This window comes from Arthrobacter sp. CAN_A212 (genome assembly GCF_015752345.1).
GTDB lineage: Bacteria > Actinomycetota > Actinomycetes > Actinomycetales > Micrococcaceae > Arthrobacter_D.
The window spans coordinates 25,922-49,769 of the sequence record NZ_JADOUT010000012.1; the positions used below are offsets into that span (position 1 = coordinate 25,922).

Here is a 23,848-nt window from a genome sequence, read left to right on the forward strand (position 1 = left end):
GGTGTCATTTCCGGGCTTTCCGGCGCGGCGTGTCACACATCCGCGTCCTGTCAGGCATGTTTGCGGGTTTCGTGGACGGCATGTTCGGTTGGTTAGATCTGGAAGGTGCAGTGGCAAAATGGTTTCGAAGACAGTGGGTCAGTCGGTCAAGAACCTGATCCACTCCCTCCGCATGGAGGGTTCCGCCGTCAACCACCACATGGGCTGAAAAGACCGGAACGCCTGAGGTGATGGTCCAGGCATGAATATCGTGAACCCCCAGGCTTTCCGTTTGGCCGTCACGCAGGATCAGGAGGCAGGCCAGGTTGGCAGCCGCGCCGATCATCGCGGTCACAATCATCACGTCGGTACGAATGTCGGGCCTGGTCGAGATGCGCCGCAACGCCTCGATAATGATGACAACGGCGATCACCACCAGGATGATCGCATTCGCGAGGGCTGCGAGTACCTCAGGCCGTTGATACCCATAGGTACTTCGTCGGGTGGCGGGGCGGGTGGCTATCCAGGCGGGGAAGAGGGCAATCGAGGCGAGCCGCGGAGGCCTGCATCTATCCCCAGCCCAGTTCGTGCAGCCTGTCGTCGTCGATTCCGAAATGATGGGCCACTTCGTGGATGACCGTGATGAGGATTTCCTCTATGAGCTCCTCGCGGGTTTCACAATGGCGCATCAGCGGCTGCCGGAAGATGCTGATGCTGTCCGGCAGGGAACCGGCCTCCCACCAGGAGTCACGTTCGGTCAGAGGGGTGCCCTCGTAGAGTCCCAGGAGCTCGGTGTCCGGGTCCTCGCCAGGACCGGGCTCGTACTCCTCCCGCACAAAGATGGCGACGTTGTTCATGGTGCGCATCAGATCCTCGGGAATCTGATCGATCGCGTCATCCACAGCTGACTCGAAGTCTTCAAGGGTTATCTCTATCGGCACACTCACGACTGTACTGCCGCCGCCGGATGGCCGCAGCGGGCAGCCGCCGTCGCCGTTTTGTGGAATCGCCGCACAGGCCCTATAGTTTTATAGGTCCACAGCAGGGGAAAATTTCTTGCCCCGTGTGGTCCAGGCCCCCATCGTCTAGCGGCCTAGGACACCGCCCTTTCACGGCGGCGGCACGGGTTCGAATCCCGTTGGGGGTACGCAGGAGCAGAACGTCATCGGGTAAAACTGGGACGGTCAGGAAGCGGCAGAGATGCTGGTAGGCTGAAGCTCTTGTAAAAAAATGCAAGGCCCTGTAGCGCAGTTGGTTAGCGCGCCGCCCTGTCACGGCGGAGGTCGCGGGTTCAAGTCCCGTCAGGGTCGCTCAGGTTTGCCAGTTTAGGCTGGTTGACCGCGGTGACTGTCGTAGGATAGTTGCACGGCTCTGTAGCTCAGTTGGTAGAGCGTTCGACTGAAAATCGAAAGGTCACCGGATCGACGCCGGTCGGAGCCACCAGCTAAAACCCCCGGTCAGCCGGGGGTTTTTTCTTTTTAACCGCCCTTTCAACCGGCCTATCAGAATCATCTGGCCCGCGCGGGGTTCCAGCCGATCGCTCCGGATCTGAGAGGCGAAGGATGGATCGAACTGCCCTTCAGCGCGATCTCGCGGACGCAGCGCGCAGCGGATGTTCTGACGCTGCTTGACTCGCTTGGTCATGACCGGGTGAAAGTGGCGAGCCACGACATGGGTGCAATCACTACGTACCAGCTCGCCCTGAACTTCCCCGACCGCGTTTCTGCCCAGGTAGTCCTCGCGGTGCCACCCCCACAACTGAAGTTTTCTCCCGACATGGCCCCGGCATGAGGCATTTTTGGCAGCGGGAGCCGGGCACTTCGTCGTCGACGAGGAGCCGGACGCCACAGCGGTGCTCATTGTGGAGTTATTCGCGTCGGTCTGACATCCGGTTCACACCCGACAGGGCACAGAAAAGCGAATGCCCCACCCTCCGCAACTGCGGAAAGCGGGGCATTCGGTGAATCGACTCAGAGGACGTCTACCTAGACGGTGTTGGGGCGGGTGTCGTCATCCTGGTTCTGGAACGGTGTTTCCTCGACCTTGGCCGGGTTGCCGCCGCTGGGGCCCGTCGATGCGGAACCAGCGGACGGTGAGGTCTTGGCGTCGTCCGCCTTGTCGCTGCGGTGCAGCGCGCCCGTGACGGTTTCCCTGGCCTTCTTGACGGCGCCGCCAGCCTGCTCCTGCACCTCGGGCATCTTGTTCTTCAGGGTCGAGGTCGTGTCTGCGACCGTCTCCTGTACCTTCGGGTTGTTCCACAGCTCATCGGCTTTGGTCTTGAGCTGCTCATAGCTTTCCCTGCCGGCACGCGAGCCGAGCACATAGCCTGCGGCCATGCCTGCTACGAATACAAGTTTGTTCTTCAAAATGGTGCTCCTGTCTGATTGTCCAAGGTGGTTGTGGAAGGCTGGTTGATCCCGATTGTCACCGAATACCGACCAAGCTCATAAGTAACCTTAGTTTATTTCCGGTGTTCCCAACAGTTCCCGCGCTGACCCTCCGCCCTCTCGTTGGCTTCAGCGACGGCCAGCGTTCAATGCCAGCTGCAGTTCGAACCGGACCTGGGGGTTCTCCAGATCTTCGCCGAACGCTTCCCTCAACTGGGTCAACCGGTAGCCCACCGTCTGGGGGTGGATCTGCAGCTCGGCAGCAATCGGAGCCCGCTGGCCCCAGTGCTTCAACCAGGACAGGAGCGTCTGCACCAGCCGTTCCCGCTGGGCAGGCCGGAAGCCGTCCAGTGGGGCCAGGCGGCGCTGGGCAAGTTCGGTGATTGCGGTGGGCTCCGCGCCAAGGATCACCTGGGCGAGGTGCTCATCAGCCCAGACCGGCGGATCAGCGGGCCCTTCCCGCGGCGGGAAGACCGTAGCGGCGAGGACCGCCAGCCGCAGCGAATCCGGTACGCGCTCCCAGCCCCCAGCAGGGCCAACAGCCGCAGACCTTCCCTGGAGGGCCTTCGACAACGCTCGACGCGTCGATGGTGTATCCCGGGTAGGAACCAGCACCACCGCATCTGTTTCCCGTTCAACCAGGAGCGAGCCGGGGTCCAGCTGCCTCCGCAATCCCGCCGCCCGGTCAAGGGGGAGGGTAACCACGGTCATCTGTGCCGGGAGCGCCCAGTCGGCGATCGACGCCGCCTGCCGCAGCGCCGCCTCATCAGCCTGCCCCAAGAGGAGTAGCTCCAGGAGTTCGGTTCGCCGTCGGTCAACGGCACCGGCGCGTTCGGACTGTTCAAACGCGTACGCCTCGGCACTGACCGCTGATAGCTCGTCAATATAGGCAAGGATTGACTCGCCCAGGTTCACCACCACATCGAGACCGAGGTTCTCCTTCATGGAGATCCTCGACATCTCCCGGAAGGTGACCCGGGCACCCATCCGATAGGCACTGAGAAGTGCGTCCATACTCCGTCCCTGACGGAATTCGCCACTGCCCAGGCCCGCCACCAGCTGGCGGCTCTCCTCCGACAGGGCGGGAAGATGGGTGCCGGGAAGCTGGAGGAAGCGTTCCAGTGCGACGGCTACCCCTCGGCGGAGCCCCCGCCCGAACCGGCCCTCGATGGGCCGGGCATAGGTGGGGACCAGTTGGGGCACCGCCTCGATGATCGCTTCAACCACCCCCGGCATCAGGGGTCGGAGTAGCCCACTGATCTCCGCCGGGAGGGCGAGCCAGGGCGGATCCAGGGCGATGTTAGCCGGGTCATCGAGGGGCATTGAGCTCATGGGTGCCTCAGAAACTGTTTCGACGGGATAGATTCGAGAGGTCAATCGTATGCCCTGCTAGGAGAAGTGTGACGGCGCATCTCCTAGACTTAAAGCATGATTCGGCTCCGTCGACTGGCTCGCGCCGCATCCGTCCTGACCACTCCTCTCACCGCTGAAGACGTTCTTGCGCTCTTCAACCCGGTGTATTCGAGCCGTCAGCTGCGTGGTGTGGTCACTAAAGTCGTGTCCGAAACCCCAGACTCGGTCACCATCGCCTTCCATCCCGGGTGGGGATGGAAGGCCCATCAGGCCGGCCAGTGGGCCCGCATCGGGGTTGAGCTGGACGGCGTCCGCCACTGGCGCTCCTATTCGCTCAGCGCCGCAGCAGGAGAAGATCCTGCGATCACCGTGACCGACGCCGGGGCGGTATCGGGTGTCCTGGTGCGGAACACCAAGCCCGGCGACATCCTGTTCCTCGCACCCCCGCAGGGTGAGTTCGTGCTCCCGGAGCACCCCCGACCACTCCTGATGCTCACCGCAGGAAGCGGCATCACCCCGGTCATGTCAATGGTGCGCACCCTGGTGCCGCGCCGCCCGGACGCCGACGTCGTCCTCATCCACTCTGCCCGGACGCCCGCGGACAGTCTGTTCCTTGAGGAACTGAACGAACTGGCCGACCAGTTTTCCAACCTCCGCGTGACCCACCTGTTCACCGCCGAGCGGGGCAGGCTCGACTTCCAGTCCGACGCCGATCTCGAGTCGCTCTGCCCCGACTGGCGGGAGCGTGCGGCCTACGCCTGCGGCCCCGAAGGGTTCCTCGACGAAGCCGAGGCGCTGTGGGCTGCCCAGCCCGAGCTGACACCGGAGCATACGGCCTCCGAACGGAGCACGCTCACGATCGAGCGGTTCAGCACCAATCTGGCTGGCGGCGACGGGCACGATGGGGGACTCGTGCAATTCGAAGCCTCCGACCGCGAAGTCGAAGCGGACGGCGATACACCACTTCTCGACGTCGGAGAGGACGCCGGAGTCCTCATGCCCAGTGGATGCCGCATGGGCATCTGCCACAGTTGTCTCACCCCATTGCGTGCCGGACAGGTTCGTGATCTGCGCACTGGGGAAGTCCATGGGGAACCCGGCCAACTAATACAGACGTGCGTTTCGGCAGCAGCCGGACCCGTCAATCTGGACCTTTAAGGAGCAGCACCGCATGACCACACTGACTGAACGCACCAAGACCACGCCTGCAGTTACCCGGCCCGGGGCGCTCGCCGCAACTGGGCATCCACTGGTGCGGCCGCCGGCCGCCGCGCACCTGTCCGATGAGCAGGTCGCTGAACTGGGTCGCGAGCTGGATGCGGTCCGTGACGAGGTGCTCGCGAAGCGCGGAGCCACCGACGCCGCCTACATTCGCCGGGTCATCAAGGTGCAGCGCGGGCTGGAGATTGGTGGCCGCGCCGCCCTGTTGGTCGGACGCAACAAGGCAGCCTGGGTGGCTGGCACGGCGATGCTGAGCGTCGCCAAGATCCTTGAGAACATGGAAATCGGGCATAACGTCCTCCACGGTCAGTGGGACTGGATGCGAGATCCAGACATTCACTCCACCACCTGGGAATGGGACTTCGTCACCCCGGCCCGGTCCTGGCAGCACACCCACAACGACCTCCACCACCGCTGGACCAACGTGGTCGGCAAGGACCGCGACGTCGGATACAACCTGCTGCGCATGGACGCTGATCAGCCGTGGACCCCCTTCAACCTGGGCAACCCGCTGTACAACGCCATCCTGGCACCCGTCTTCGAATGGGGGATTGCGCTGTACGATCTGGAGCTCCCTGAGTTCAAGGAAGGCCTGAAGTCCAAGGAGGCCATGAACCGCGACCTTAAGGCCGTGGGCGTGAAGGCTGTCAAACAGTTCACCAAGGATTACGCGGCCACCCCCGCGGTCGCCATGCTCACCGGCTCCGGCAAGCAGGCGCTATATGGCACGCTGGCCGCCAATGCCATCCGCAACGTCTGGGCGCACGCGGTGATCTTCTGCGGGCACTTCCCTGAAGGCACCGATACGTTTACCGAGGAAATGGTCGAGGGAGAAACCCGGGGCGACTGGTATGTCCGTCAGATGATTGGGTCAGCCAACATCTCCGGCTCCAAACTCATGCACCTGATGACCGGCAACCTGTCGCACCAGGTGGAGCACCACTGCTTCCCCGATCTGCCGTCCAACCGCTACGCCGAGGTTGCCGTGAAGGTCAAGGAAATCTGCAACCGCTACGGACTGCCCTACACCACCGGGCCGCTGCCCAAGCAGGTTGGGTCCACCTGGGCCAAGGTTTTCAAGCTAGCGCTGCCTGACAGCGGACCCTTCTCACTGAAGAAAAAAGCCGCACCAGCGGTCGTCAGCTAAACAGTCGCCCAGAAAGCGCCCCGGTCAAGGAGAAGACCGGGGCGCTCGTGCGTTAAGTACCATTGACATGTTCATTTCGTAGCCGTGAAGATCAGGAGTTGCTTGGGTGTTGAGACCGCGTTTCGCCGCCGCTGCCGTGCTGGCGCTGGCATGTTCCCTCACCGGGTGTGTCGGCTCAACGCCCGACAGCGCCGGAACAGCGATCGAGCTTCCCGAAATAGTCACTGAGACACCCACTCCCGAGACACCAGCACCGGGCGCGCCCGACGATGCGACGGACCTGGACAGCGAACCGGACACCGGCGGCGAAGCCGCGGCAACGGAGTCAGAACCAGCGGACAGCGGCTCACCCTCATCCGGTGCCGCGGACACCACGCAGCCGGAGACCACCCTGAAGGACTGCGTCATCGTGGCGGCAGGCGTGTCCTCGATCCTGCTTGCACCTCTCAGCCTTCTGGGTGGAACTGACAGCGACAATGTCGACCGGTTGCACGAGCAGATCGAGGATCTGCGGTCAATGGTTCCACCGGAGCTCACCGATGACTTCGACCGGTTGCAGGACGTTGTCCCCGCCAGCACCCAGGACGGTGGAACCTTCGACGAGGCTGCCTACCGGGCCGCCGTCGCCCCCATCGAGGAGTGGCTCCACCAGCACTGCAGCGAGCCCATCAAATAGTTCCTTTTCACTCGCCGACTAGCGACCGTGCCTTCGTGGCGGGGTAACCGTTAGGCTGAGCACAACGAAAGGCGAGTACAGCTGATGGATGAGAGACGGACACCACCGCCGCAGCGACGGCCGATGGATGAGCTTCCCAGGTTCCCGCATGACTCACCCTCGGGCGAGGTGACCCTGGCGAATGGCCAGGCGGTTGCGACCGGCGGACGGACCACCATCGCCGACCCCGCCGTCGCGAAGGTCGCAGCTATCGCCGCACGCAAGGTCCCGGGCGTCTACAGCCTCGGTACCGGGACGGGCAGGGCGCTCGGCGCCATCCGCGACGCCGTCGGCGGCAGCGATCTCAGCCAGGGTGTGCAGGTCGAAGTCGGCGAAACCCAGGTTGCCGTGGACATCGTTCTGGTGGCTGAATACGGCCATCCCCTCACCGGCGTTGCCGACCAGGTGCGCGCCGCCGTCTACCACGGGGTGCAGGAGCTGGTGGGGCTGCGGGTGATCGAGGTCAACGTCGAGATCACCGATGTTCACGTCCCGGGTTTGAATGATCCCAAAAGCCCCGACAAATCCCGCACAGCAGGTTAGGCCACATGATGACACCCACAGCAGTTGGCATAGCGATCGGCGCCATCCTCGCCTTCACCGCCCTGATCTTCGGGTTCTGGGGATTCCTCCTGATGACCTTGTTCCTGGCCGTCGGGGCCCTGCTCGGTCGGGTCGCTGAAGGCAAGCTGGATCTGGGTAGCGTCCGTGACGCGCTCACAGGCCGCCGCTCGTCCTCGTGAACGGCGCACCCTCGGGATTTGCGGGGCATAACCGGATCAGTACACAGGCTCTGACCAGTACCGCCCAGGCCGTTGCCGCCGATGTCTTTGGCGTACCGGCGCAACAGATCAAGGCAAGCTGGTCCGATGACCAGGGTCTGCTGGCACTCCGCCTGTCGCTGCCGATTGGTGTGCCCTCACTGACCCGTGCCGCCCGCGAGGCCTCCCTGGTCGGTGGTTTCGGCGGGTCGATCTGGGACCGCACGCACGCCGCGAAGGCGCTCATCCTCCTGCAAGTTGCACACTTGAGTGGTTCACGGCTCAGCCGGGTCGATATCCGCATCACCGGTATCAAGCTGGTTGAAGGGGGACGTACCAGGTGAGCGAACGGATGACGCAGCTGAACCAGCGGGCGGTGCGCCGCGAGCTACACTCCTCACGCGCCGCCCCCTCCATCGCGGCGGCGGTCCTCATTTCCGCATTCTGTCTTTACGTGATGTTCGAGGCCGCCTTGAAGGCCACCGGGCAGGACCCGTGGCTGGTTGGCCCGGATCAGGCGGCTGGATGGCTGGGCAGCCTCTCCGACAACGTTGCGGCGGCGCCGCTGGTAGGTGCCGGACTGCTGGTAGTCGTCGTCGGGCTGCTGTTCTTCCTCAACGCTGTGCTCCCCGGACGGCGGGCCCGTCACACCATTCCCAACCCGCGCACCGCTATCGTGGTCGACGCCGAAGTGCTCGCGTCGGCCCTGGCCCGCCGCGCGCGGGTGGCCGCCGGCGTAACAGGTGACCAGGTGATGGTGACAGTGGGACGCCGCGCCGTCGAGGTGCAGGTGCGCCCCACGTCCGGCGTACCCGTCGACGTCGAGGGTGTTCGCGGCGTCGTCGAGGACGAACTGCGGAAGACGTCCGTTGAACCGCTGCCAGTCGTCCGGGTGGCAGTCGCGCCGTCGGGGGTGATCGGCCAGTGAATAACACACCGCGGATGCTGAACCGGGTGATGCTGGGGTTGCTCGGCGCCATGCTCATGGCCGTGGGCGGGCTGACCGCACTTCAGGTGGTCCCTGCCGTGGCCCGCTGGTGGCACTCGGTCGCAGCGGATCTGGGCCGGTCGGTCGACGGGCTTCTCGAACGAACTACCCTCACCGGTCAGCAGGACAGCTGGCTCTGGATTGCGGTCGCGCTGCTGATGTTGCTGATGGTCATTCTCATGGCGGTCTGGGTTGCGGCGCAGGGTCGCGGACGATCGGGAACCCTGGCGACGGGTTACGCCGACGGCGAGGACGGCGGGGAGGCCGCCGGGCGGATTATCATCAACGGCTCAGTGGCAGAGCAGGCGTTGAAGTCAGCGCTGCAGGAGCGCAGCGACCTGGTGAACGCCACCGTCACCACCTTCGAGTTCGGCGGGGAACCGGCACTGAAGGTGAGGGTGTTCCCCCGGCCGGGCGTCTCAGCGCATGAGGTGGCAACCGAGGTCACGGAGCTGGTCGAAGCCCTCGACCTGATGGTCGGACGGCAGACGCCGGTGCTGATCAGTATCAGCGCCGGCGCCCGCACCCGTTTCACGCGGGTGGAACGGGTCCGCTAACCTGCTGACTCCTCAGCCACCAGCCACACCGACGCGTCGGCAGTGAGCCGACCGCCGTCGACCGCCGTCTCACTGCTGGACAGGATCACCCGGTGGTCATTCGGAAGGTCGATCGTTTCACCGCCCATGTTGGCGAAGACCAGGACCTCGCCATTGCGGTAGCAGAGCACCCCCTCCTGGGGGCTATTCAGGGGGGTCCACTCAAGGCGGCCCGTCCCCAGCCCATGACTGCGGCGCAGGTCGAGAGTGCTGCGGTACAGCTCAAACGTGGAACCGTCCACGCCCACCTGTTGGTCAGCGGCGTAGCCGGCGAAACTGGTCGGCTGCGGCAGCCAGGGGGCCGCGCCCGGTGCACTGACGGCGTCGTACACGCCGAAGCCGAAGCCCGGGGCCTCCGCCACCCAGGGCAGGGGCACGCGGCACCCGTCCCGACCGATCTCGCTTCCGCTGGTGCGGGCGTAGGTGGGGTCCTCACGGACGCCGTCGGGAAGTGTGGTGTGCTCCGGCAACCCCAACTCATCACCCTGGTAGAGGTAGGCGGAGCCGGGAAGGCCCAGCATCACCAGTGCCGCGGCACGGCCACGCGCCAGGCCGAGGGACTCATCCGGCTGCTCGTGCTGTGAGCCCAGCCCCTTGGGGAACTGGGTGGGGTCCTCCAGACCGAACCGGCTGGTGTGCCGGACGGTGTCATGGTTGGACATCACCCAGGTGCTCGGCGCGCCCACCTTTCCCGCCTCTGTCAGCGACTCGGTGATGCTGCTGGTCAGCTGGGCCGCATCCCAGCCGGCCAGCAGGAAGTCGAAGTTGAACGCCTGCTGCATCTCATCGTGCCGGACGTAGCGGAAGAGTCGTTCAGCCGGTTCAACCCAGGCTTCGGCGACCAGCATGCGGTCCCCGTCGTACTGGGCCAGCACCTTGTTCCACTCGCGGTAGATATCGTGCACGCCCGGCTGATCGAAGTAGGGCGGGGTCTTCTCGGTGCTGACACCGTCGGAGTCGGCAGGCTGGTCGGAGTGTCCGCCGTCGATCATGCGGGCCTGCTCCGCCCAGTCGGGCAGTCCCTCGGCTTTGACCATGCCGTGCGCGACGTCGATGCGGAAGCCGTCCACGCCGCGGTCCAGCCAGAACCGCAGCACCGAGACCATCTCGGCCCGCACCTCGGGGTTGTCCCAGTTCAGGTCCGGCTGCTTGGTGTCGAAGAGGTGCAGGTACCACTGGCCGTCGTCGAGCCGTGTCCAGGCGTTACCACCGAAGATTGACTGCCAGTTATTCGGTGGCAGCTCGCCTGCTGAGCCCTTGCCATCGCGGAAAATGTACCTGTCACGTTCCGGTGAGCCGACCGGCGCGGCCTTGGCGGCCTTGAACCAATCATGCTCGTCCGACGTGTGGTTTGGAACCAGATCAACGATCACCTTCATGCCGGAATCGTGGGCCTCGGCGAGCATTGAATCGAAATCGGCGAGCGTACCGAAAAGGGGGTCCACGTCGCGGTAGTCGGCGACGTCGTACCCGGCGTCCGCTTGCGGCGAGACGTAGAACGGGGACAACCAGAGTGCATCCACCCCGAGGTTCCTGAGGTAGGGGAGCCGGCTTCTGACTCCGGGCAGATCGCCCATGCCGTCGGCGTTGCCGTCCGCGAAGGACCGCGGGTAGATCTGGTAGATCACCGCGTCCGCCCACCACGGGCTCTGGGTAGCGGGTGTATCGGTCGAGCGGCTGACAACGGGTGCCGAGGCAGTCATTACTCTCCTAGGAGAAATTGGGGGAAGGGCGCGAGTCACGATTTGGTATCAAACAGTGTGACTTCTGGCAGACGTATTGTCGCAAAGTACGTAAGCGCTTACATTCATTCTATCAAACGCTGAGGCGGGGCGCTCTTTATTCGCTGCCACCGCCAGACAAAGGAGTCTTTTTCATGGCGACAATTCGCACCAAGAAAGCGCTGCTGCCGATCGCGGCACTGAGCGTACTGACACTGGCCCTATCGGCCTGCGGCGGCGGGGCAGCCGACGACAGCGAGGGTGGCGGCAACGAGCCAGCTGCTGACTGCGCGGCTTACGACACTTACGGCACCTTCGAGGACACCGAGGTGAGTGTCTACGCAACCATTGTGGACACCGAGGCTGAACTGTTAGAGAACTCCTGGGCGGACTTCTCAGAGTGCACCGGGGTGGAGGTGGTCTACGAGGGATCGAAGGAATTCGAAACCCAGATCGGAGTCCGCTCGCAGGCAGGCAACCCGCCGGACATTGCGATCTTCCCGCAGCCGGGCTTGCTCGCTGCCGAAGTAGCGGGCGGCAATGTCCTACCTGCCCCGTCCGAGGTGGAAGCCCTCGTGGACGAGAACTGGTCCGAGGACTGGAAGGGCTACGGCACAGTCGACGACGTCTTCTACGGCGCTCCCATGCTCGCGAACATCAAGGGCTATGTCTGGTACGACCCGGCAGTCTTCACAGAGATGGGATGGGAAATTCCTGAAACACTCGACGAGATGATGACCCTAACCGAAGACATCGCAGCTGACGGCACAATGAAGCCGTGGTGTGCAGGCTTCGAGTCGGGTGAGGCGACAGGCTGGCCGGGCACCGACTGGGTTGAGGACTACGTCCTCCGCCAGGCTGGTCCGGAGGTCTACGACCAGTGGGTGAATCATGAGATCCCCTTTAACGATCCGCAGATAGCCGAAGCGTTCGATTCCGTGGGCGAGATCCTGAAGAGCGAGGAGTTCGTCAATGGTGGTATTGGGGACGTGCGCTCGATCCTTTCGACACCGTTCGCTGATGCCGGCCAGCCGGTTCTCGACGGTACGTGTGCAATGCACCACCAGGCATCGTTCCAGGCCGCCAACTGGCCGGAAGGAACAACAGTTGCTGAGGACGGCGACGTTTGGGCGTTCATGACGCCAGGCGTAGAGGCAGGGAGCAGCGCAGTTACCGGCGGCGGCGAGATCATCGGCGCCTATGCCGACCGCCCCGAGGTTGTTGCGTTCCAGACCTTCATGGCCAGTGGAGAGTTCGCCAATGCACGAGTGTCCCAGGGCAGCGGAATCAGCGCCAACCTTGCGCTTGACCCATCGGTGGCAACCTCTGATTTGGACCGGCAGTCAATCGAACTGCTTCAGAGCGAAGATACGGTCTTTCGGTTCGACGCATCGGATCTGATGCCGGGTGCGGTCGGCGCTAACTCCTTCTGGAGCGGCATTGTGGAGTGGATCAACGGTACCGAGACAGAGGAAGTCCTCGACACCATCGAAGGCACCTGGCCTCAGTAGTCTCCAACCCAAACCCGGCGTCCCGTCCATCAGGCGGGACGCCGGGTTTGTCCTGACACTCTTCACACGGTGTAGTTTCGCACCGACCCTTTTCGCACCAAGGAGGCTGCGTTATGGAGGATCTTGGAAATAAGTTCCTGCAGGTGGTGGTGGCTCTTGCCATTTTCGCCGCCATTATTGGATTGATCATGCTGCTGGTCGACCGGGCGCCGAAGTCCTTCCGGGACAAGGCAACTGTCATTGGCTTCCTCGCGCCAGCAGCGATCCTTCTGGTTGTCGGGATGATCTGGCCCGCAGTCCAGACCACCCTGCTGGCGTTCACCGACCGTGACGGGAACATCAATGGGATCGATAACTTCATCTGGATGTTTACCGAATCGACTGCCCTCATCACCCTGCGCAATACGGTGCTGTGGGTGATCCTGGTTCCCCTGCTGTCATCCGGCATAGGTCTGGTGTACGCCGTATTCATCGACAAAGCTAAGGGCGAACGCACCCTGAAGGCTCTGGTCTTCATGCCGATGGCCATCTCAATGGTCGGTGCCGGCGTTATCTGGCGGTTCATGTACGCCTACAAGGGGCCGGAGCAGGACCAGATTGGGCTACTCAACCAGATTCTGGTGTGGTTCGGGGGCGAACCCCAGCAGTTCCTTCTTGATGCCCCCGGCAACACCTTCTTCCTGATCGCTGTGATGGTCTGGATCCAGGTGGGCTTCGCGATGGTGATTCTCTCGGCAGCCATCAAGGGTATTCCGATGGAGATCGTCGAAGCGGCCCGGCTCGATGGCGCGTCAGCGTGGCAGCAGTTCCGTGACATCACCATTCCCTCCATCCGCGGAGCCCTGGTGGTGGTGGTGACCACCATCACCATTATCACGCTGAAGGTCTTCGACATCGTGCGCACCATGACTGCAGGCAACTACGATACCTCAGTGATCGCCAACGAAATGTATACCCAGGCGTTCAGAGCCAACGAACCGGGCCGCGGCGCCGCGCTGGCCCTCATTCTGTTTCTGATGGTGCTCCCCGTGGTCATTTACAACGCACGAGTCCTCAAGCAGCAAAGGCAGATCCGATGAGCTCGACGCCGACCATCCCGCCGATCCCCGCTTCTCCCGGACCTGCCGACTCCCCGGCCGTGGCCCAACCGCCCATCACCCGCCGGGTGAAGCAGCGCCTGACATCTCGCGGGGCCACCATTGCGGCGATCATTATCGCCATCGTGTGGACCATTCCCACCCTGGGGCTCCTGATCTCTTCCTTCAGGCCAGAAGAGAATATTCAGCGCAACGGCTGGTGGAATGTACTGAGTGATTTCGAGTTCACCCTCGACAACTACGCGGACGTGCTGGTGTCGGGAGGTAGCCAATCCCCGAATTTGGGTCAGTACTTCGTTAACTCACTGGCGATCGTCATTCCGGCCACACTCATACCCCTCGTCATTGCGGCCATGGCTGCCTATATGTTCGCGTGGGGGAAGTTCCGGGGTAAGGACACGATGTTCGTGTTCATCTTCGCGCTGCAGATCATCCCCCTCCAGATGGCGTTGATCCCGCTGCTGAAATTGTTCGTCAACCTGCAGATCGGTGACTTCCAGCTACTCCCGTCGGGTTCCTACGCCCAGCTATGGATCGCGCACACCATCTTCGCGCTCCCCTTGGCGATCTTTCTGCTCCACAACTTCATTGCCGAGATCCCCGGAGAGGTAATCGAGGCAGCCCGGGTGGATGGGGCCGGGCACGCCACCATCTTCTGGCGGATCATCATCCCACTATCGGTTCCTGCGCTCGCCTCCTACGGCATCTTCCAATTCCTGTGGGTCTGGAACGACCTGTTGGTGGCACTGGTCTTTTCTGGAGGTACGGGCGACGTCGCCCCCATCACCCAGCGGCTGGCGGAACTCACCGGGACCCGCGGGGGCGAATGGCACCGACTAACCGCCGGCGCGTTCGTTTCGATGATCGTTCCACTGCTGGTGTTCTTCGGCCTGCAGCGGTACTTCGTCCGCGGGCTGCTGGCGGGTGGTCTGAAGGGGTGATCCGCCATGACCAGCATTGACCATGTCGCCAGGTCAATCGGGGTTTCCACCGCCACCGTCTCCCGCGCACTCCGGGGGCTGCCAGGGGTATCGGCCGACACCCGGACAAGGGTCCTCGCCGCGGCGGAGGAGCTCGGCTACGTACCGTCGTCGTCGGCTTCTGGGCTGGCCTCCGGCCGGACCATGGCGATGGGGGTGCTGTTGCCGCTGATCGAACGCTGGTACTTCTCTGCCGTGCTGGAGGGGGTGGACCGCCAGTTGCGTGCCGCCGGTTATGACCTGGTGGTGTTCAGCCTCGGCGGGACCGGCGTGAACCGGGAGCGGGTGTTCCACCGGTCGATACTCCGCAAGCGCATCGACGCGCTGCTGGTGATGTGCATGGAGCTCACCGATGATGAGCTCCAGTCGTTGCACGCGATGGAGTCGCCAACCATCGTGGTCGGCGGATCGGTCAGGGGCGTGCGCCACGTGGGGATCGACGACGACGCTGCCGCCCGCGACGCCGTCGAACACCTCATCTCGCTGGGACACACCAATATCGCCCACCTGCGGGGCGGGGGGTCCTACGGCATCGAGTTCGAGGTGCCACGGATCCGGGAGGAGGCGTATCTCGGCGCAATGGCAGCCCACGGTCTGCTGGTGCGGCCGGAATGGTCACTGTTCGGTGATTTCCGGTTCAAGCAGGGCAAAGAGGCCGCCATGACCCTCCTGCAGGATCCCACCGATCGGCCGACGGCCGTCTTCTGCTCGTCGGATGAAATGGCGTTCGGGGTCATCACCGCGGCCGCCGAGCTGGGCATCAGCATCCCGGAGCAGCTCTCGGTGGTGGGTATCGACGACCACGAGTTCGCGGAGCCGATGAACCTGACAACCATTCGTCAGCGACCGGAGGAGCAGGGTGCCTACGCGACCGATCTTCTTCTCGCCGAACTGGAGGGTGCGCCGCCGCTGGCCGTGCCTACCCCCCGGCCGCACGAACTGATCATCAGGAACTCCACGGCACCACCCGGGGGGCGTGTCAGAGGTCGCTAGACTCGGCAGATGGCTACCGAACTGATGTACCTCAACGACTTTGACGTGTTGACCCTTACCGCCCGCGTCCTGTCAGTGACCGACGAGCCGGTGAACGCTGACTCAGCGAATACCGATTCAGCCAACGAAGACGGCGACGGCCGCACCGTGGTCGTCCTGGACCGCACCTGCTTCTACCCGCGCGGCGGCGGCCAGGACTGGGACACCGGCGTGATCCGCACCCTCTCCGCCGCAGGAGCCACTGACGGGTTCACCGTGGAAGAGGTGCGGCTGGATCCCGACGGCGTGGTGCACCACATCGGGACCGGCGCGATCACTGCGGGCAGCGAGGTGTCGCTGGAGGTCGAGGCCGACCGGCGGGCAGTGAACACCAGGCTGCACTCGGCCGGACATGTGGTGGATCTGGCCGTGGAGCGCCTGGGACTCCCATGGGTTCCCGGCAAGGGCGCCCACTATCCGCATATGTCCTTCGTCGAGTACACCGCCAGCCTCGCCCCGGAGGAGGTCGACGCCGTCGTCGCGCAGGTCCAGGAGGCCGCCCGGGGTGTGATCGACGCGGGCAGCACCAACGAGATCCGGTTCATGCCGGTTTCCCAGATGGGCGGGTACTGCCGGAACGTCCCGGACAACATTCCGACTAACAAGCCGGCCCGGATCGTCCTGTACACCGCAGATTTCGGTGTCCCCTGCGGCGGCACCCATGTGGTGGACGTCCGCGACATCGGGACCCTGACCATCACCAAGATCCGGTCCAAGAAGGGCATCACCAAGGTGTCCTACGCGGTGGAGGGCATCAACTAGGACAGGGCGCGTCAGCCGGGCAGACGTCGTTGCGCAGTGCCTAGTTGGCCCGCGCCAGCTGCCGGATCGGGATCCAGCGGGACGCCAACCGCCGATATGAGGCAGCGGCACCGGTCATGTCCCCCTCGGAGAGACACTCGATGCCCAGGCGGACATCCATGGGTGATTCATCGGGAAACACCAGGTCAGCGACCGGGCCGTAGTCCAGTTCCACCACGGCGTCCAGGCGGAAGAGTTGCAGCCACTCGATGATGTCGGTCAGGTCATCGATCAGGTCGAGCTCCGGCGCGGCAATAGCCAGCGAGGCCATCGCGTGTTTGGCCCGCTCGATGCACTCGTGCACTGGCGCAGCGACGCGGACGGTGCGTACCTCCCCGCCGTCCTCGATCACCTCGGTGAGGTCATCCTCATGGATCAGGACGAACCACGAAAACGGGATCCCCCAGGTGGCCGAGCGGGTGTGCAGCTTGGCGGTGGTCTCCGCGACGGTTTCGGGGTCGAGCCGTGCCTGGTGGGCGTCGGTTGCGGCTTCGGGAAGGAGCACGTCCACCAGCGGACCGCGGATGGTCTGGCCCAGGGATTCGGCGGCCAGGGACGTGCGTACCGCTAGCTGGTTGGGGCAGTAGTACTGGGTTGTGGTGCCGCTGGCGCCCGGGAAGTGCAGCACCCGGACCAGGTCCGCTCCGTGATGGGGGAAGGGGTCGGACACCTGCCGGAGGATCCGGTGCAGCGAATGGGTGCGCTCAATCCCCTCGGTGACCTTGCGCTCCCGGGAGCGCTGTTCGAGCATGACCAGCTGTTGGGCATCACTGAAAGCCTCAAGCGGCTCATAGACCCTGAGGTAGGACACGTAGGGGAAGGTGTGGCCCGTGGCGGCCGGACCGGTGGCCGCCACCAGCTACCCGAGCTCCACGATGACCGGGGCATGGTCGGATGCGCCCTTGCCCTTGCGTTCCTCGCGGTCAATCGATGCGCCTCTCACGCGTTCCGCCAGCGCAGGCGAGGCCAGCACAAAGTCGATACGCATGCCCTTCTTCTTGGGGAAGCTCAGTTGCTTGTAGTCCCAGTACGTGTACACGCCGGGTCCAGGGGTGTGGGGCCGGGCGACGTCGGTGAAGCCCGAACTTTCGAAGGCGTGGAATGCCGCACGCTCCTCGGGGCTGACATGGGTGTAGCCTTCCCGCTGAAACAGGTCGATGTCCCAGACGTCCTCATCCTGAGGGGCAATGTTCCAGTCGCCGGTGAGGGCGATCTGCGCCGACGGGTCAGCCTCGATCCAGCCGAGCGCCTTGGCCCGCAACGTGTCCAGCCAATCGATCTTGTACCGCATATGCGGGTCGTCGAGGGACCGGCCGTTGGGCACGTACAGGCTCCACACCCGGACGCCGCCGCAGGTGGCGCCGATCGCGCGTGCCTCCTGGACCGGTTCCGCGTCCTTCCCGAAGGCCGGCTGGTCCTCAAAGGTGCGTTCGACGTCGGCGAGTCCCACCCGTGACGCGATGGCGACACCGTTCCACTGGCTCAGGCCGAAATGAGCCACTTCGTAGCCGTTCGCTTCGAAGAGCTCCCAGGGGAAGTTCTCGTCCTTGCACTTGGTTTCCTGAATCGCCAGCACATCGACGTCGGAGCGGGCGAGCCAGGCCTCGACGCGGTCGGCGCGGGCTCGGAGGGAATTGACGTTCCAGGTGGCTATCTTCACAGGGAACACGTTACCAAGGACCTGGAAAGCGTCAGCCCCGCCACCAGGTGTCGAGGATGGTGACCGGCACGGTGCGCTTGTGGCGGGTGATGGTGTGACGGCGTTCGATGGCCAGCGCGGCCGCCTCGTCGATCTCCCGGCCCTGAAGATAATCGTCGATCTGATCGTAGGTGATCCCGAGTTCGTGCTCGTCGGTGCGGCCGGGCTGGAGGTCGAGCAAATCGGCCGTCGGCACCTTCGCGTAGATCTGCTCGGGCGCGCCGAGTTCCTTCAGGAGCTCCCGGTTCTGGCGTTTGTTCAGGCCGAACAGGGGGAGGATGTCCGCGCCGCCGTCTCCATACTTGGTGAAGAACCCGGTGACCGATTCGGCGCCGTGATCAGTGCCGATCACCAGCAGGTTGTGCTGCCCGGCGAGGGCGTACTGGGTGACCATCCGCGCCCGGGCCTTGATGTTTCCCTTGGTGAAGTCGGAAATGTCCTCGCCTGTCGCGGTGGCATACTCGGCCTCGAACCCGTCGACGGCCGCGGCGACGTTGAAGGTGCGCTGGCTCTTCGGCTGGATGAACTCGAGGGCGGCCTGGGCATCATCCTCGTCGTGCTGCTCGCGGTAGGGAAGCCGGACGGCGATGAAGTCTGCCTCGATTCCCTCATCGGCCAGCTCGGTCACAGCCAACTGGGCGAGCCGGCCAGCGAGGGACGAATCCACTCCGCCGCTGATCCCGAGGACAAACCCGTTGGTGCCGGTGGCCCGGAGGTAGTCCTTCAGGAAGGTGACCCTGGCCCTGATCTCCGCGGCGGGGTCAATGGTGGGCTGCACACCCATTTCCTCAATGATCCTGGCTTGGTTTTTGCGCATGGGGACAGGCTACTACGGGGGCGTAACGGGCGTGTTACGGCAAATCACACCGGCCCCGCCGTTCACGGCCGCCCGCCCCGGGTTGCCGGCGGGGAGGCGCGGATTACTGTTTGAAGGCCGCGTCGAAGGAGGTCCCGGACGGGGCGAAATTGAACCCCTTCAGGAAGGCCAGCGCCTCCGGGGCGCCCTGCAACCGGTCCATCCCGGCGTCCTCCCACTCGACCGAGAGGGGACCGTCGTAACCAATGCTGGTGAGCGCCCTGAAACTGTCCTCCCAGGGCACATCACCGCGGCCGGTGGACACGAAGTCCCAGCCGCGGCGGGGATCGCCCCACGGCAGATGGGAGGAGAGGATGCCGTTCCGCCCGCCACCCATCCGCATCTTCGTATCCTTGCAGTCGACGTGGTAGATCCGGTCGGCGAAGTCGGAGATGAATGCCACCGGGTCGATCTGTTGCCACATGAAATGGCTGGGATCCCAGTTGAGGCCGAACGCGGGACGGTGACCGATGGCCTCGAGGGCACGCTGGGTGGACCAGTAGTCGTAGGCAATCTCTGACGGGTGCACCTCGTGGGCGAACCGGACGCCGCACTCATCGAACACGTCGAGGATGGGGTTCCAGCGGTCAGCGAAGTCCTGGTAGCCGGCGTCGATAACGTTCTGGGATACCGGGGGGAACATGGCCACGTACTGCCAGATCGAGGACCCGGTGAATCCCACAACCGTTTGCACCCCGAGCTTTTGTGCCAGCCGTGCAGTCAACTTCATCTCCTCGGCGGCGCGGGTCCGTACGCCGTCGGGATCCCCATCACCCCAGACCCGGGGCCCCACGATGGCCTCATGCCGGAAGTCGATCGGGTCATCGCAGACGGCCTGTCCCTTGAGATGGTTGGAGATGGCCCACACCTTCAGCCCGTTGCGCTCAAGGATGTCGAGCCGCCCGGCGATGTACTCGTCGTCGTCCCAGCGCCACGCATCCAGGTGGTCACCGGAGACGGCGATCTCGAGGCCGTCGTAGCCCCACTCGCCAGCCAGACGCGCCACCTCCTCGAAGGGAAGGTCGGCCCACTGGCCGGTGAACAGAGTGTAATTGCGTGGCATGGGGTGCTCCTAGGTCAGGGTGAGCTGGGCTGGGTCCCAGTCCTCGGGAAGGGGATCGAGTGCCGCAGCGGAACTGGTCACCGGGACAAACTCGCCCGTCTCGATGGACTCGGCGGTCGCCACCATCGCATCCAGGATGTGGAACGCCGTCGAGCCCTGCGCCCGGTGCGGGTGGCCCGCCCGGATGGCGCGTGCCATGTCGAGTACACCGGAGCCCCGGCTGAACACCGACCCGACGGCGGGGATGGTCTCCCAGTCCGCCGCGCCGTGCCGGTAGATCCGGACATCGCCGTGGAACTCGTTCGGGTCGGGAAACGCGATCGTCGCCTCGGTGCCGGTGATTTCGACGAAACCGGTGCGGGGCAGGGGCGAGTCGAAGCTGAAGATGCTCTGCGACGACTGGCCGCCGTCGAACTGGGTGAGGGCGCTGACATGGGTGGGAACTGACACCTGGAACTCCTTACCGGCAATCGGTCCAGATCCGACCACCCGGGTGTCGCGGGCCCGCGAGCCGGCCGCGGCCACCCGCCGGATCGATCCGAAAACCTGGACCAGGGTGGTGAGGTAGTACGGCCCGATATCGAACAGGGGACCAGCACCATCCTGGAACAGGAAGGCGGGGTTGGGGTGCCAGGACTCCGGTCCGGGGGACTGCATGAGTGTCAGAGCCGTGAGCGGGGTCCCAATGTCCCCGCGCTGGATGCAGCGCAGCCCGGTCTGCAGCCCAGCACCGAGGAAGGTGTCGGGGGCGCACCCCAGGCGCACCCCGGCCGCTTCCGCTGCGGCTAGCAGTCCTGCGCCGGAACTCCGGTCGAGCGAGAAGGGTTTCTCGGACCAGACATGCTTCCCGGCTGCCACCGCGGCGAGGGCCACCGGCACGTGCGCGGAGGGGGTGGTCAGGATCACCACGATCTCCACATCGGGGTGGGTCAGGGCAGCTTCCACCCCTCCGGACGTGTCGATTCCGAACTCGGCCGCCCGGGTGCGGGCCGCGTCCTCGGAAAGGTCGGCCACGACGTGCACAGTGAGATCGGGGAACGCGGTCAGGTTGGTCAGGTACTCCTTGCTGATCACCCCGGCGCCGATCACGGCGACGCCGACCGGACCACTCATGCGTCGGCCCGGGCGAGCAGGAACCGGCGGCTGTCCTCGACCGCCGCGAAGAGGTCCCCGGCGCTGTCGTCGAGTTCGACGACGACTGTCTCCACCATTGAGGCCGCCTGCAGGACGCCCTCGATGTTCATCCGGCCCGCGCCGACAGCGACCTGCGAGGTGGGGTCCCTGTCGACGGCGCCATCCTTGAGGTGGATGAGCTGGACCCTCTCGCCCAGACGCTCCAGCAGGGCAGCAGGATCCTGCCCGCCGACCGCCACCCAGTAGGTGTCCACTTCCAGGACCACTGCAGGGTCCAGGTGCTCTGCCAGCACTTCAAGGCCGGTGCGGCCATCGAAATCCGTCTCCACCTCGAACCAGTGGTTGTGGTATCCAACCCGGAGGCCGTACCCGGCCGCCACCGTGGCAGCATCGTTAAGCTGCGCGGCGGTGGCTGCGATGTCCTCGACCGATGCCCAGCGGGCCGGATCCACGAACGGGTCGATCACGGTGCGCATCCCGAGTGATTGGGCGGCCGCGTAAATGTCATCCTGGTTCGCGGAGAGCAGTGGTGCGTGTCCGGACGGGGCTGCCAGGCCGTTGCGTCGAAGTGCCGCAGCCAGCCGGTCGGGGTCGGCCGCAAAATTGTAGGGCTCCACGTTGGTGAAGCCCATCGCAGCTATCCGGTCGATGGTGTTCTCGAGGTCGGCAACGAGAGCGTCGCGGACCGTGTACAGCTGGACTGACAATTCCATGGATCTCCTTCGTGCGGTGGGCAACTCAAGCGGGTGGGACGGCGGTGCCGGCCTGGGAGGCACTTTCCTCCAGCGCGGCCAGCACCCGCTGGGTGGCCAGCCCGTCCTCGAACGACGGCGACGGCGGTGTCCCCGAGTCGATCGCGGCAAGGAAGTCGGCCGCCTGGCTGGTGAACGTGTGATCCCAGCCGAGGGTGTGGCCAGCGGGCCACCATGACCCAAGGTACGGGTGCGACGGTTCGGTGACCAGTATTTTGCTGTAACCCTGCAGCTCGGGTGGCACACCGCTGTCGTAGTACTGCAGTTCGTTGAGGTGCTCAAGGTCGAAGCGCAGGCCCCCACGGGAACCGTAAACCTCGATCTGCAGAGAGTTCTTGCGCCCGGTCGCGAAGCGGGAGACTTCAAGGCTTGCGACGGCGCCTGAGGCGAGTCGCAGGGTGGCCCAGGCGGCGTCGTCGACGGTCACCGGTTCCAGGCCGTCCGGGCCCGGGCGCTCAGTGACGAAGGTGTTGACCGTCCCGGATACGGTGACCACCGGGTCGCCAAGCAGGAAGCCCACCTGGTCGACGGCGTGGGAGGCCAGATCGCCGACGGCGCCCGAGCCCGCCGACGCCTTGCGTAGCCGCCAGCTCATCGCCGCACGCTCATCGGCCAGCCAGTCCTGCAGGTAGCTCACGCGAATCTGGCGGACGTCCCCCACCCGCCCGCCAGAAATCAGGGACCGCGCCAGGGCTAGCGCGGGGAGACGGCGGTAGTTGAACCCGACCATCGAATGGACGCCCTGGGCCCGCGCGGCGATCGCAGCGGCCACCATCTGCTCGGCTTCGGCCACCGAATTGGCCAGTGGCTTCTCCACCAGGACGTGTTTGCCGGCCTGCAGGGCAGCGATGGCGAGGTCGGCGTGCAGATGACCAGGGGTGCAGATGTCAACGATGTGGATGTCGTCGCGCTCCAGCACCTCACGCCAATCGGTTGAGCTCTCGGCCCAACCGAACCGGGTTGCCGCATCCGCGACCTTCCCGGCGTCGCGTCCCACCAGAACTTGCTGTGCCACCCGGGGCGTCGGATAGAAGGCGTTCACGTTGCGCCAGGCGTTGGAATGAGCCTTCCCCATGAAGGAGTAACCGAGCACGGCCACTCCGAGCGTGCCGGGCACGTCAGCTGCTGCCGGGGAGGGGGTGGTCATAGGTGGTCTCCTTGAAACAGGGGCGTGCCGGTCCTGGGCGGGGTGATCGAGCGCAGGAACGCGAGGCCGTCTTGGGCGAGCCGGTCCTGGGACTCGGCGAGGGGCCGCCAGATGGAGGCAGCGGTGGCAATGCTGGCGTTATGGGCGGTGAAGCTCTCAATGTTCAGCGGACCCTCGTACCCGACGGTGTCGAGGGCGGCAAGGATGGCTGTCCAATCGGTCTGGTCGCCACCCGGGGCGCCGCGGTCATTGCCGCAGACCTGCAGATGCACGAGGTGCTTTCCCGCAGCCCGGATGGCATCCGCCGAGGAACGCTCCTCGATGTTCAAGTGGTAAGTGTCCAGTGCCAGGCCAAGGTGCGGGCCCAGGAGCGGGTCCAGCGCATCCAGTCCCTGGGCGACCGTGTTGATGAGCGGCGTCTCGTACCGGTTCAGTGGCTCGATTCCGAGGACGACGCCGGCGCCGGCTGCCTCGTCGACGAGCGGGGCGAGGTTGTGGCGTAACTGCCGGTACGCCGCCGCACGTTCGTCGTCGTCCATCCGCCAGACCCGGCCGGTGGAGGAATAGAACGGTCCACACACAGACGGTGCGCCGATGTCGTGCGCCAGCTGGATGCAGGCGCTGAGGTACCGCTGGGTCCGCAGAATGACCGGGCGGTCGGCGAGGATCAGGTCACGGCCGGGCGCCATCGCACCCACCAGGTACGGGCGCATCCCGTGCAGGGACTCGGTGACAACATCCGCGGTGAAGTCGCCGATGTTCTCGAGCGGCAGTTCAACGGCGTCGAACCCCATGTCGGCAATGGACCCCAGCAAGGGAGGCAGGATGGCGTCGGTGAGGGGGGAAACCCACACCCAGGTGTTCACGCCGATGGGTCGCTGGAATGAGCTCTCCAAGGCCCTGCCTCC

The 23,848-nt window shown here is 64.8% G+C and carries 27 protein-coding genes and 3 tRNA genes; 17 read left to right on the top strand and 13 right to left on the bottom strand.

From position 1 onward, the window contains the following. Positions 1 to 4: 4 nt before the first annotated feature. Together IWX64_RS10450 and IWX64_RS10455 are read right to left on the bottom strand one after the other, a co-directional pair. Complete coding sequence (locus tag IWX64_RS10450) at positions 5 to 598, bottom strand: cation transporter (protein ID WP_334683253.1); 594 nt, start codon at positions 596 to 598, stop codon at positions 5 to 7. Next, positions 549 to 956 (bottom strand): metallopeptidase family protein, encoded by a 408-nt coding sequence (locus tag IWX64_RS10455; protein ID WP_245346304.1) that lies wholly within the window; start codon positions 954 to 956, stop codon positions 549 to 551. The genes IWX64_RS10450 and IWX64_RS10455 overlap by 50 nt, the downstream gene beginning before the upstream one ends. Before the next feature lie 97 nt (positions 957 to 1,053). Between IWX64_RS10455 and IWX64_RS10460 the strand changes: the two genes are divergently transcribed. From IWX64_RS10460 to IWX64_RS17295, 4 genes are all read left to right on the top strand, one after another. Further along, positions 1,054 to 1,126, top strand: a tRNA-Glu gene (locus tag IWX64_RS10460). An 89-nt stretch (positions 1,127 to 1,215) separates the two neighbouring features. Further along, positions 1,216 to 1,289 (top strand) — tRNA-Asp (locus IWX64_RS10465). Positions 1,290 to 1,346: 57 nt separating this feature from the next. Beyond that, a tRNA-Phe gene (locus IWX64_RS10470) sits at positions 1,347 to 1,422 on the top strand. 69 nt (positions 1,423 to 1,491) lie between these two features. Continuing rightward, a complete protein-coding gene (locus IWX64_RS17295) occupies positions 1,492 to 1,770 on the top strand; it encodes an alpha/beta fold hydrolase (RefSeq protein WP_196867156.1) in 279 nt (92 codons plus the stop codon). A gap of 194 nt (positions 1,771 to 1,964) precedes the next feature. Here the strand turns inward: IWX64_RS17295 and IWX64_RS10480 are convergent, their stop codons facing one another. Together IWX64_RS10480 and IWX64_RS10485 are read right to left on the bottom strand one after the other, a co-directional pair. Further along, on the bottom strand, positions 1,965 to 2,345 hold the full coding sequence (locus IWX64_RS10480) for a YtxH domain-containing protein (protein ID WP_196867070.1): 381 nt from the start codon (positions 2,343 to 2,345) through the stop codon (positions 1,965 to 1,967). A gap of 150 nt (positions 2,346 to 2,495) precedes the next feature. Further along, positions 2,496 to 3,698 (bottom strand): PucR family transcriptional regulator, encoded by a 1,203-nt coding sequence (locus tag IWX64_RS10485; RefSeq protein ID WP_245345762.1) that lies wholly within the window; start codon positions 3,696 to 3,698, stop codon positions 2,496 to 2,498. A gap of 96 nt (positions 3,699 to 3,794) precedes the next feature. On the opposite strand from IWX64_RS10485, the gene IWX64_RS10490 reads away from it, so the two are divergent. The 8 genes from IWX64_RS10490 (at position 3,795) to IWX64_RS10525 (ending at position 9,108) form a co-directional block, all read left to right on the top strand. Continuing rightward, positions 3,795 to 4,877, top strand: coding sequence for a ferredoxin reductase (locus IWX64_RS10490; RefSeq protein WP_196867071.1), 1,083 nt, complete (start codon positions 3,795 to 3,797; stop codon positions 4,875 to 4,877). Positions 4,878 to 4,890: 13 nt separating this feature from the next. Continuing rightward, a complete protein-coding gene (locus tag IWX64_RS10495; RefSeq protein WP_196867072.1) occupies positions 4,891 to 6,087 on the top strand; it encodes a fatty acid desaturase family protein in 1,197 nt (398 codons plus the stop codon). Between the two features lie 106 nt (positions 6,088 to 6,193). Beyond that, positions 6,194 to 6,763 carry a hypothetical protein gene (locus IWX64_RS10500; RefSeq protein WP_196867073.1) on the top strand — a complete coding sequence of 190 codons (570 nt, stop codon included), beginning with the start codon at positions 6,194 to 6,196 and terminating at the stop codon, positions 6,761 to 6,763. A gap of 84 nt (positions 6,764 to 6,847) precedes the next feature. Then, positions 6,848 to 7,345, top strand: a complete 498-nt coding sequence (locus tag IWX64_RS10505; protein ID WP_196867074.1) for an Asp23/Gls24 family envelope stress response protein — start codon at positions 6,848 to 6,850, stop codon at positions 7,343 to 7,345. 8 nt (positions 7,346 to 7,353) lie between these two features. Further along, on the top strand, positions 7,354 to 7,545 hold the full coding sequence (locus IWX64_RS10510; protein ID WP_171587168.1) for a DUF2273 domain-containing protein: 192 nt from the start codon (positions 7,354 to 7,356) through the stop codon (positions 7,543 to 7,545). Further along, positions 7,542 to 7,907 (top strand): hypothetical protein, encoded by a 366-nt coding sequence (locus IWX64_RS10515; protein WP_196867075.1) that lies wholly within the window; start codon positions 7,542 to 7,544, stop codon positions 7,905 to 7,907. Before IWX64_RS10510 ends, IWX64_RS10515 begins: the two co-directional genes overlap by 4 nt. 8 nt (positions 7,908 to 7,915) lie before the next feature. Further along, positions 7,916 to 8,491, top strand: a complete 576-nt coding sequence (locus tag IWX64_RS10520; protein WP_334683247.1) for a DUF6286 domain-containing protein — start codon at positions 7,916 to 7,918, stop codon at positions 8,489 to 8,491. After that, positions 8,488 to 9,108 carry a hypothetical protein gene (locus tag IWX64_RS10525; protein ID WP_196867077.1) on the top strand — a complete coding sequence of 207 codons (621 nt, stop codon included), beginning with the start codon at positions 8,488 to 8,490 and terminating at the stop codon, positions 9,106 to 9,108. The genes IWX64_RS10520 and IWX64_RS10525 overlap by 4 nt, the downstream gene beginning before the upstream one ends. Here the strand turns inward: IWX64_RS10525 and IWX64_RS10530 are convergent. Further along, positions 9,105 to 10,850 (bottom strand): glycoside hydrolase family 13 protein, encoded by a 1,746-nt coding sequence (locus IWX64_RS10530; protein WP_196867078.1) that lies wholly within the window; start codon positions 10,848 to 10,850, stop codon positions 9,105 to 9,107. The two genes, IWX64_RS10525 and IWX64_RS10530, sit on opposite strands and share 4 nt — an antisense overlap. Positions 10,851 to 11,023: 173 nt before the next feature. Between IWX64_RS10530 and IWX64_RS10535 the strand changes: the two genes are divergently transcribed. The 5 genes from IWX64_RS10535 (at position 11,024) to IWX64_RS10555 (ending at position 16,250) form a co-directional block, all read left to right on the top strand. Further along, positions 11,024 to 12,379 (top strand): ABC transporter substrate-binding protein, encoded by a 1,356-nt coding sequence (locus IWX64_RS10535; protein WP_196867079.1) that lies wholly within the window; start codon positions 11,024 to 11,026, stop codon positions 12,377 to 12,379. 113 nt (positions 12,380 to 12,492) lie between these two features. Further along, on the top strand, positions 12,493 to 13,458 hold the full coding sequence (locus IWX64_RS10540) for a carbohydrate ABC transporter permease (RefSeq protein ID WP_026551855.1): 966 nt from the start codon (positions 12,493 to 12,495) through the stop codon (positions 13,456 to 13,458). Continuing rightward, on the top strand, positions 13,455 to 14,417 hold the full coding sequence (locus IWX64_RS10545; protein WP_196867080.1) for a carbohydrate ABC transporter permease: 963 nt from the start codon (positions 13,455 to 13,457) through the stop codon (positions 14,415 to 14,417). The genes IWX64_RS10540 and IWX64_RS10545 overlap by 4 nt, the downstream gene beginning before the upstream one ends. Positions 14,418 to 14,423: 6 nt before the next feature. Continuing rightward, the gene (locus tag IWX64_RS10550) at positions 14,424 to 15,449 is read left to right on the top strand and encodes a LacI family DNA-binding transcriptional regulator (RefSeq protein ID WP_196867081.1); all 1,026 of its coding nucleotides are present in this window, start codon (positions 14,424 to 14,426) and stop codon (positions 15,447 to 15,449) included. Between the two features lie 9 nt (positions 15,450 to 15,458). Continuing rightward, positions 15,459 to 16,250: an alanine--tRNA ligase-related protein gene (locus tag IWX64_RS10555; protein WP_196867082.1), complete on the top strand. Its 792-nt coding sequence runs from the start codon at positions 15,459 to 15,461 to the stop codon at positions 16,248 to 16,250. 40 nt (positions 16,251 to 16,290) lie between these two features. On the opposite strand, the gene IWX64_RS10560 is transcribed toward IWX64_RS10555, so the two are convergent. From IWX64_RS10560 to IWX64_RS10595, 8 genes are all read right to left on the bottom strand, one after another. Beyond that, positions 16,291 to 17,145: a hypothetical protein gene (locus IWX64_RS10560; RefSeq protein ID WP_196867083.1), complete on the bottom strand. Its 855-nt coding sequence runs from the start codon at positions 17,143 to 17,145 to the stop codon at positions 16,291 to 16,293. Between the two features lie 3 nt (positions 17,146 to 17,148). Continuing rightward, on the bottom strand, positions 17,149 to 17,949 hold the full coding sequence (locus tag IWX64_RS10565; protein ID WP_196867084.1) for an exodeoxyribonuclease III: 801 nt from the start codon (positions 17,947 to 17,949) through the stop codon (positions 17,149 to 17,151). A 31-nt stretch (positions 17,950 to 17,980) separates the two neighbouring features. Beyond that, on the bottom strand, positions 17,981 to 18,805 hold the full coding sequence (gene nadE, locus IWX64_RS10570) for an ammonia-dependent NAD(+) synthetase (RefSeq protein ID WP_196867085.1): 825 nt from the start codon (positions 18,803 to 18,805) through the stop codon (positions 17,981 to 17,983). Between the two features lie 103 nt (positions 18,806 to 18,908). Continuing rightward, the gene (locus IWX64_RS10575) at positions 18,909 to 19,907 is read right to left on the bottom strand and encodes a sugar phosphate isomerase/epimerase family protein (RefSeq protein WP_196867086.1); all 999 of its coding nucleotides are present in this window, start codon (positions 19,905 to 19,907) and stop codon (positions 18,909 to 18,911) included. A gap of 9 nt (positions 19,908 to 19,916) precedes the next feature. Next, entirely contained in the window at positions 19,917 to 21,020 is a 1,104-nt protein-coding gene (locus IWX64_RS10580; RefSeq protein WP_196867087.1) for a Gfo/Idh/MocA family protein, read from the bottom strand. Beyond that, positions 21,017 to 21,754, bottom strand: coding sequence for a sugar phosphate isomerase/epimerase family protein (locus IWX64_RS10585; RefSeq protein ID WP_196867088.1), 738 nt, complete (start codon positions 21,752 to 21,754; stop codon positions 21,017 to 21,019). The genes IWX64_RS10580 and IWX64_RS10585 overlap by 4 nt, the downstream gene beginning before the upstream one ends. A 25-nt stretch (positions 21,755 to 21,779) precedes the next feature. Further along, positions 21,780 to 22,940, bottom strand: a complete 1,161-nt coding sequence (locus IWX64_RS10590; RefSeq protein WP_196867089.1) for a Gfo/Idh/MocA family protein — start codon at positions 22,938 to 22,940, stop codon at positions 21,780 to 21,782. Beyond that, positions 22,937 to 23,836 (bottom strand): sugar phosphate isomerase/epimerase family protein, encoded by a 900-nt coding sequence (locus IWX64_RS10595; protein ID WP_334683248.1) that lies wholly within the window; start codon positions 23,834 to 23,836, stop codon positions 22,937 to 22,939. Before IWX64_RS10595 ends, IWX64_RS10590 begins: the two co-directional genes overlap by 4 nt. Positions 23,837 to 23,848: the final 12 nt, after the last annotated feature.

Bases quoted from the DNA above. Each gene is read 5' to 3' on its own strand.
- IWX64_RS10540 (WP_026551855.1), top strand. From the start codon at position 12,493: ATGGAGGATCTTGGAAATAAGTTCCTGCAGGTGGTGGTGGCTCTTGCC.
- IWX64_RS10575 (WP_196867086.1), bottom strand. From the start codon at position 19,907: ATGCCACGCAATTACACTCTGTTCACCGGCCAGTGGGCCGACCTTCCC.
- IWX64_RS10535 (WP_196867079.1), top strand. From the start codon at position 11,024: ATGGCGACAATTCGCACCAAGAAAGCGCTGCTGCCGATCGCGGCACTG.
- IWX64_RS10505 (WP_196867074.1), top strand. From the start codon at position 6,848: ATGGATGAGAGACGGACACCACCGCCGCAGCGACGGCCGATGGATGAG.
- IWX64_RS10485 (WP_245345762.1), bottom strand. From the start codon at position 3,698: ATGAGCTCAATGCCCCTCGATGACCCGGCTAACATCGCCCTGGATCCG.
- IWX64_RS10550 (WP_196867081.1), top strand. From the start codon at position 14,424: ATGACCAGCATTGACCATGTCGCCAGGTCAATCGGGGTTTCCACCGCC.
- IWX64_RS10495 (WP_196867072.1), top strand. From the start codon at position 4,891: ATGACCACACTGACTGAACGCACCAAGACCACGCCTGCAGTTACCCGG.
- nadE (WP_196867085.1), bottom strand. From the start codon at position 18,805: ATGCGCAAAAACCAAGCCAGGATCATTGAGGAAATGGGTGTGCAGCCC.
- IWX64_RS10530 (WP_196867078.1), bottom strand. From the start codon at position 10,850: ATGACTGCCTCGGCACCCGTTGTCAGCCGCTCGACCGATACACCCGCT.
- IWX64_RS10555 (WP_196867082.1), top strand. From the start codon at position 15,459: ATGGCTACCGAACTGATGTACCTCAACGACTTTGACGTGTTGACCCTT.
- IWX64_RS10520 (WP_334683247.1), top strand. From the start codon at position 7,916: ATGACGCAGCTGAACCAGCGGGCGGTGCGCCGCGAGCTACACTCCTCA.
- IWX64_RS10510 (WP_171587168.1), top strand. From the start codon at position 7,354: ATGACACCCACAGCAGTTGGCATAGCGATCGGCGCCATCCTCGCCTTC.
- IWX64_RS10580 (WP_196867087.1), bottom strand. From the start codon at position 21,020: ATGAGTGGTCCGGTCGGCGTCGCCGTGATCGGCGCCGGGGTGATCAGC.
- IWX64_RS10490 (WP_196867071.1), top strand. From the start codon at position 3,795: ATGATTCGGCTCCGTCGACTGGCTCGCGCCGCATCCGTCCTGACCACT.
- IWX64_RS10590 (WP_196867089.1), bottom strand. From the start codon at position 22,940: ATGACCACCCCCTCCCCGGCAGCAGCTGACGTGCCCGGCACGCTCGGA.
- IWX64_RS10545 (WP_196867080.1), top strand. From the start codon at position 13,455: ATGAGCTCGACGCCGACCATCCCGCCGATCCCCGCTTCTCCCGGACCT.
- IWX64_RS10585 (WP_196867088.1), bottom strand. From the start codon at position 21,754: ATGGAATTGTCAGTCCAGCTGTACACGGTCCGCGACGCTCTCGTTGCC.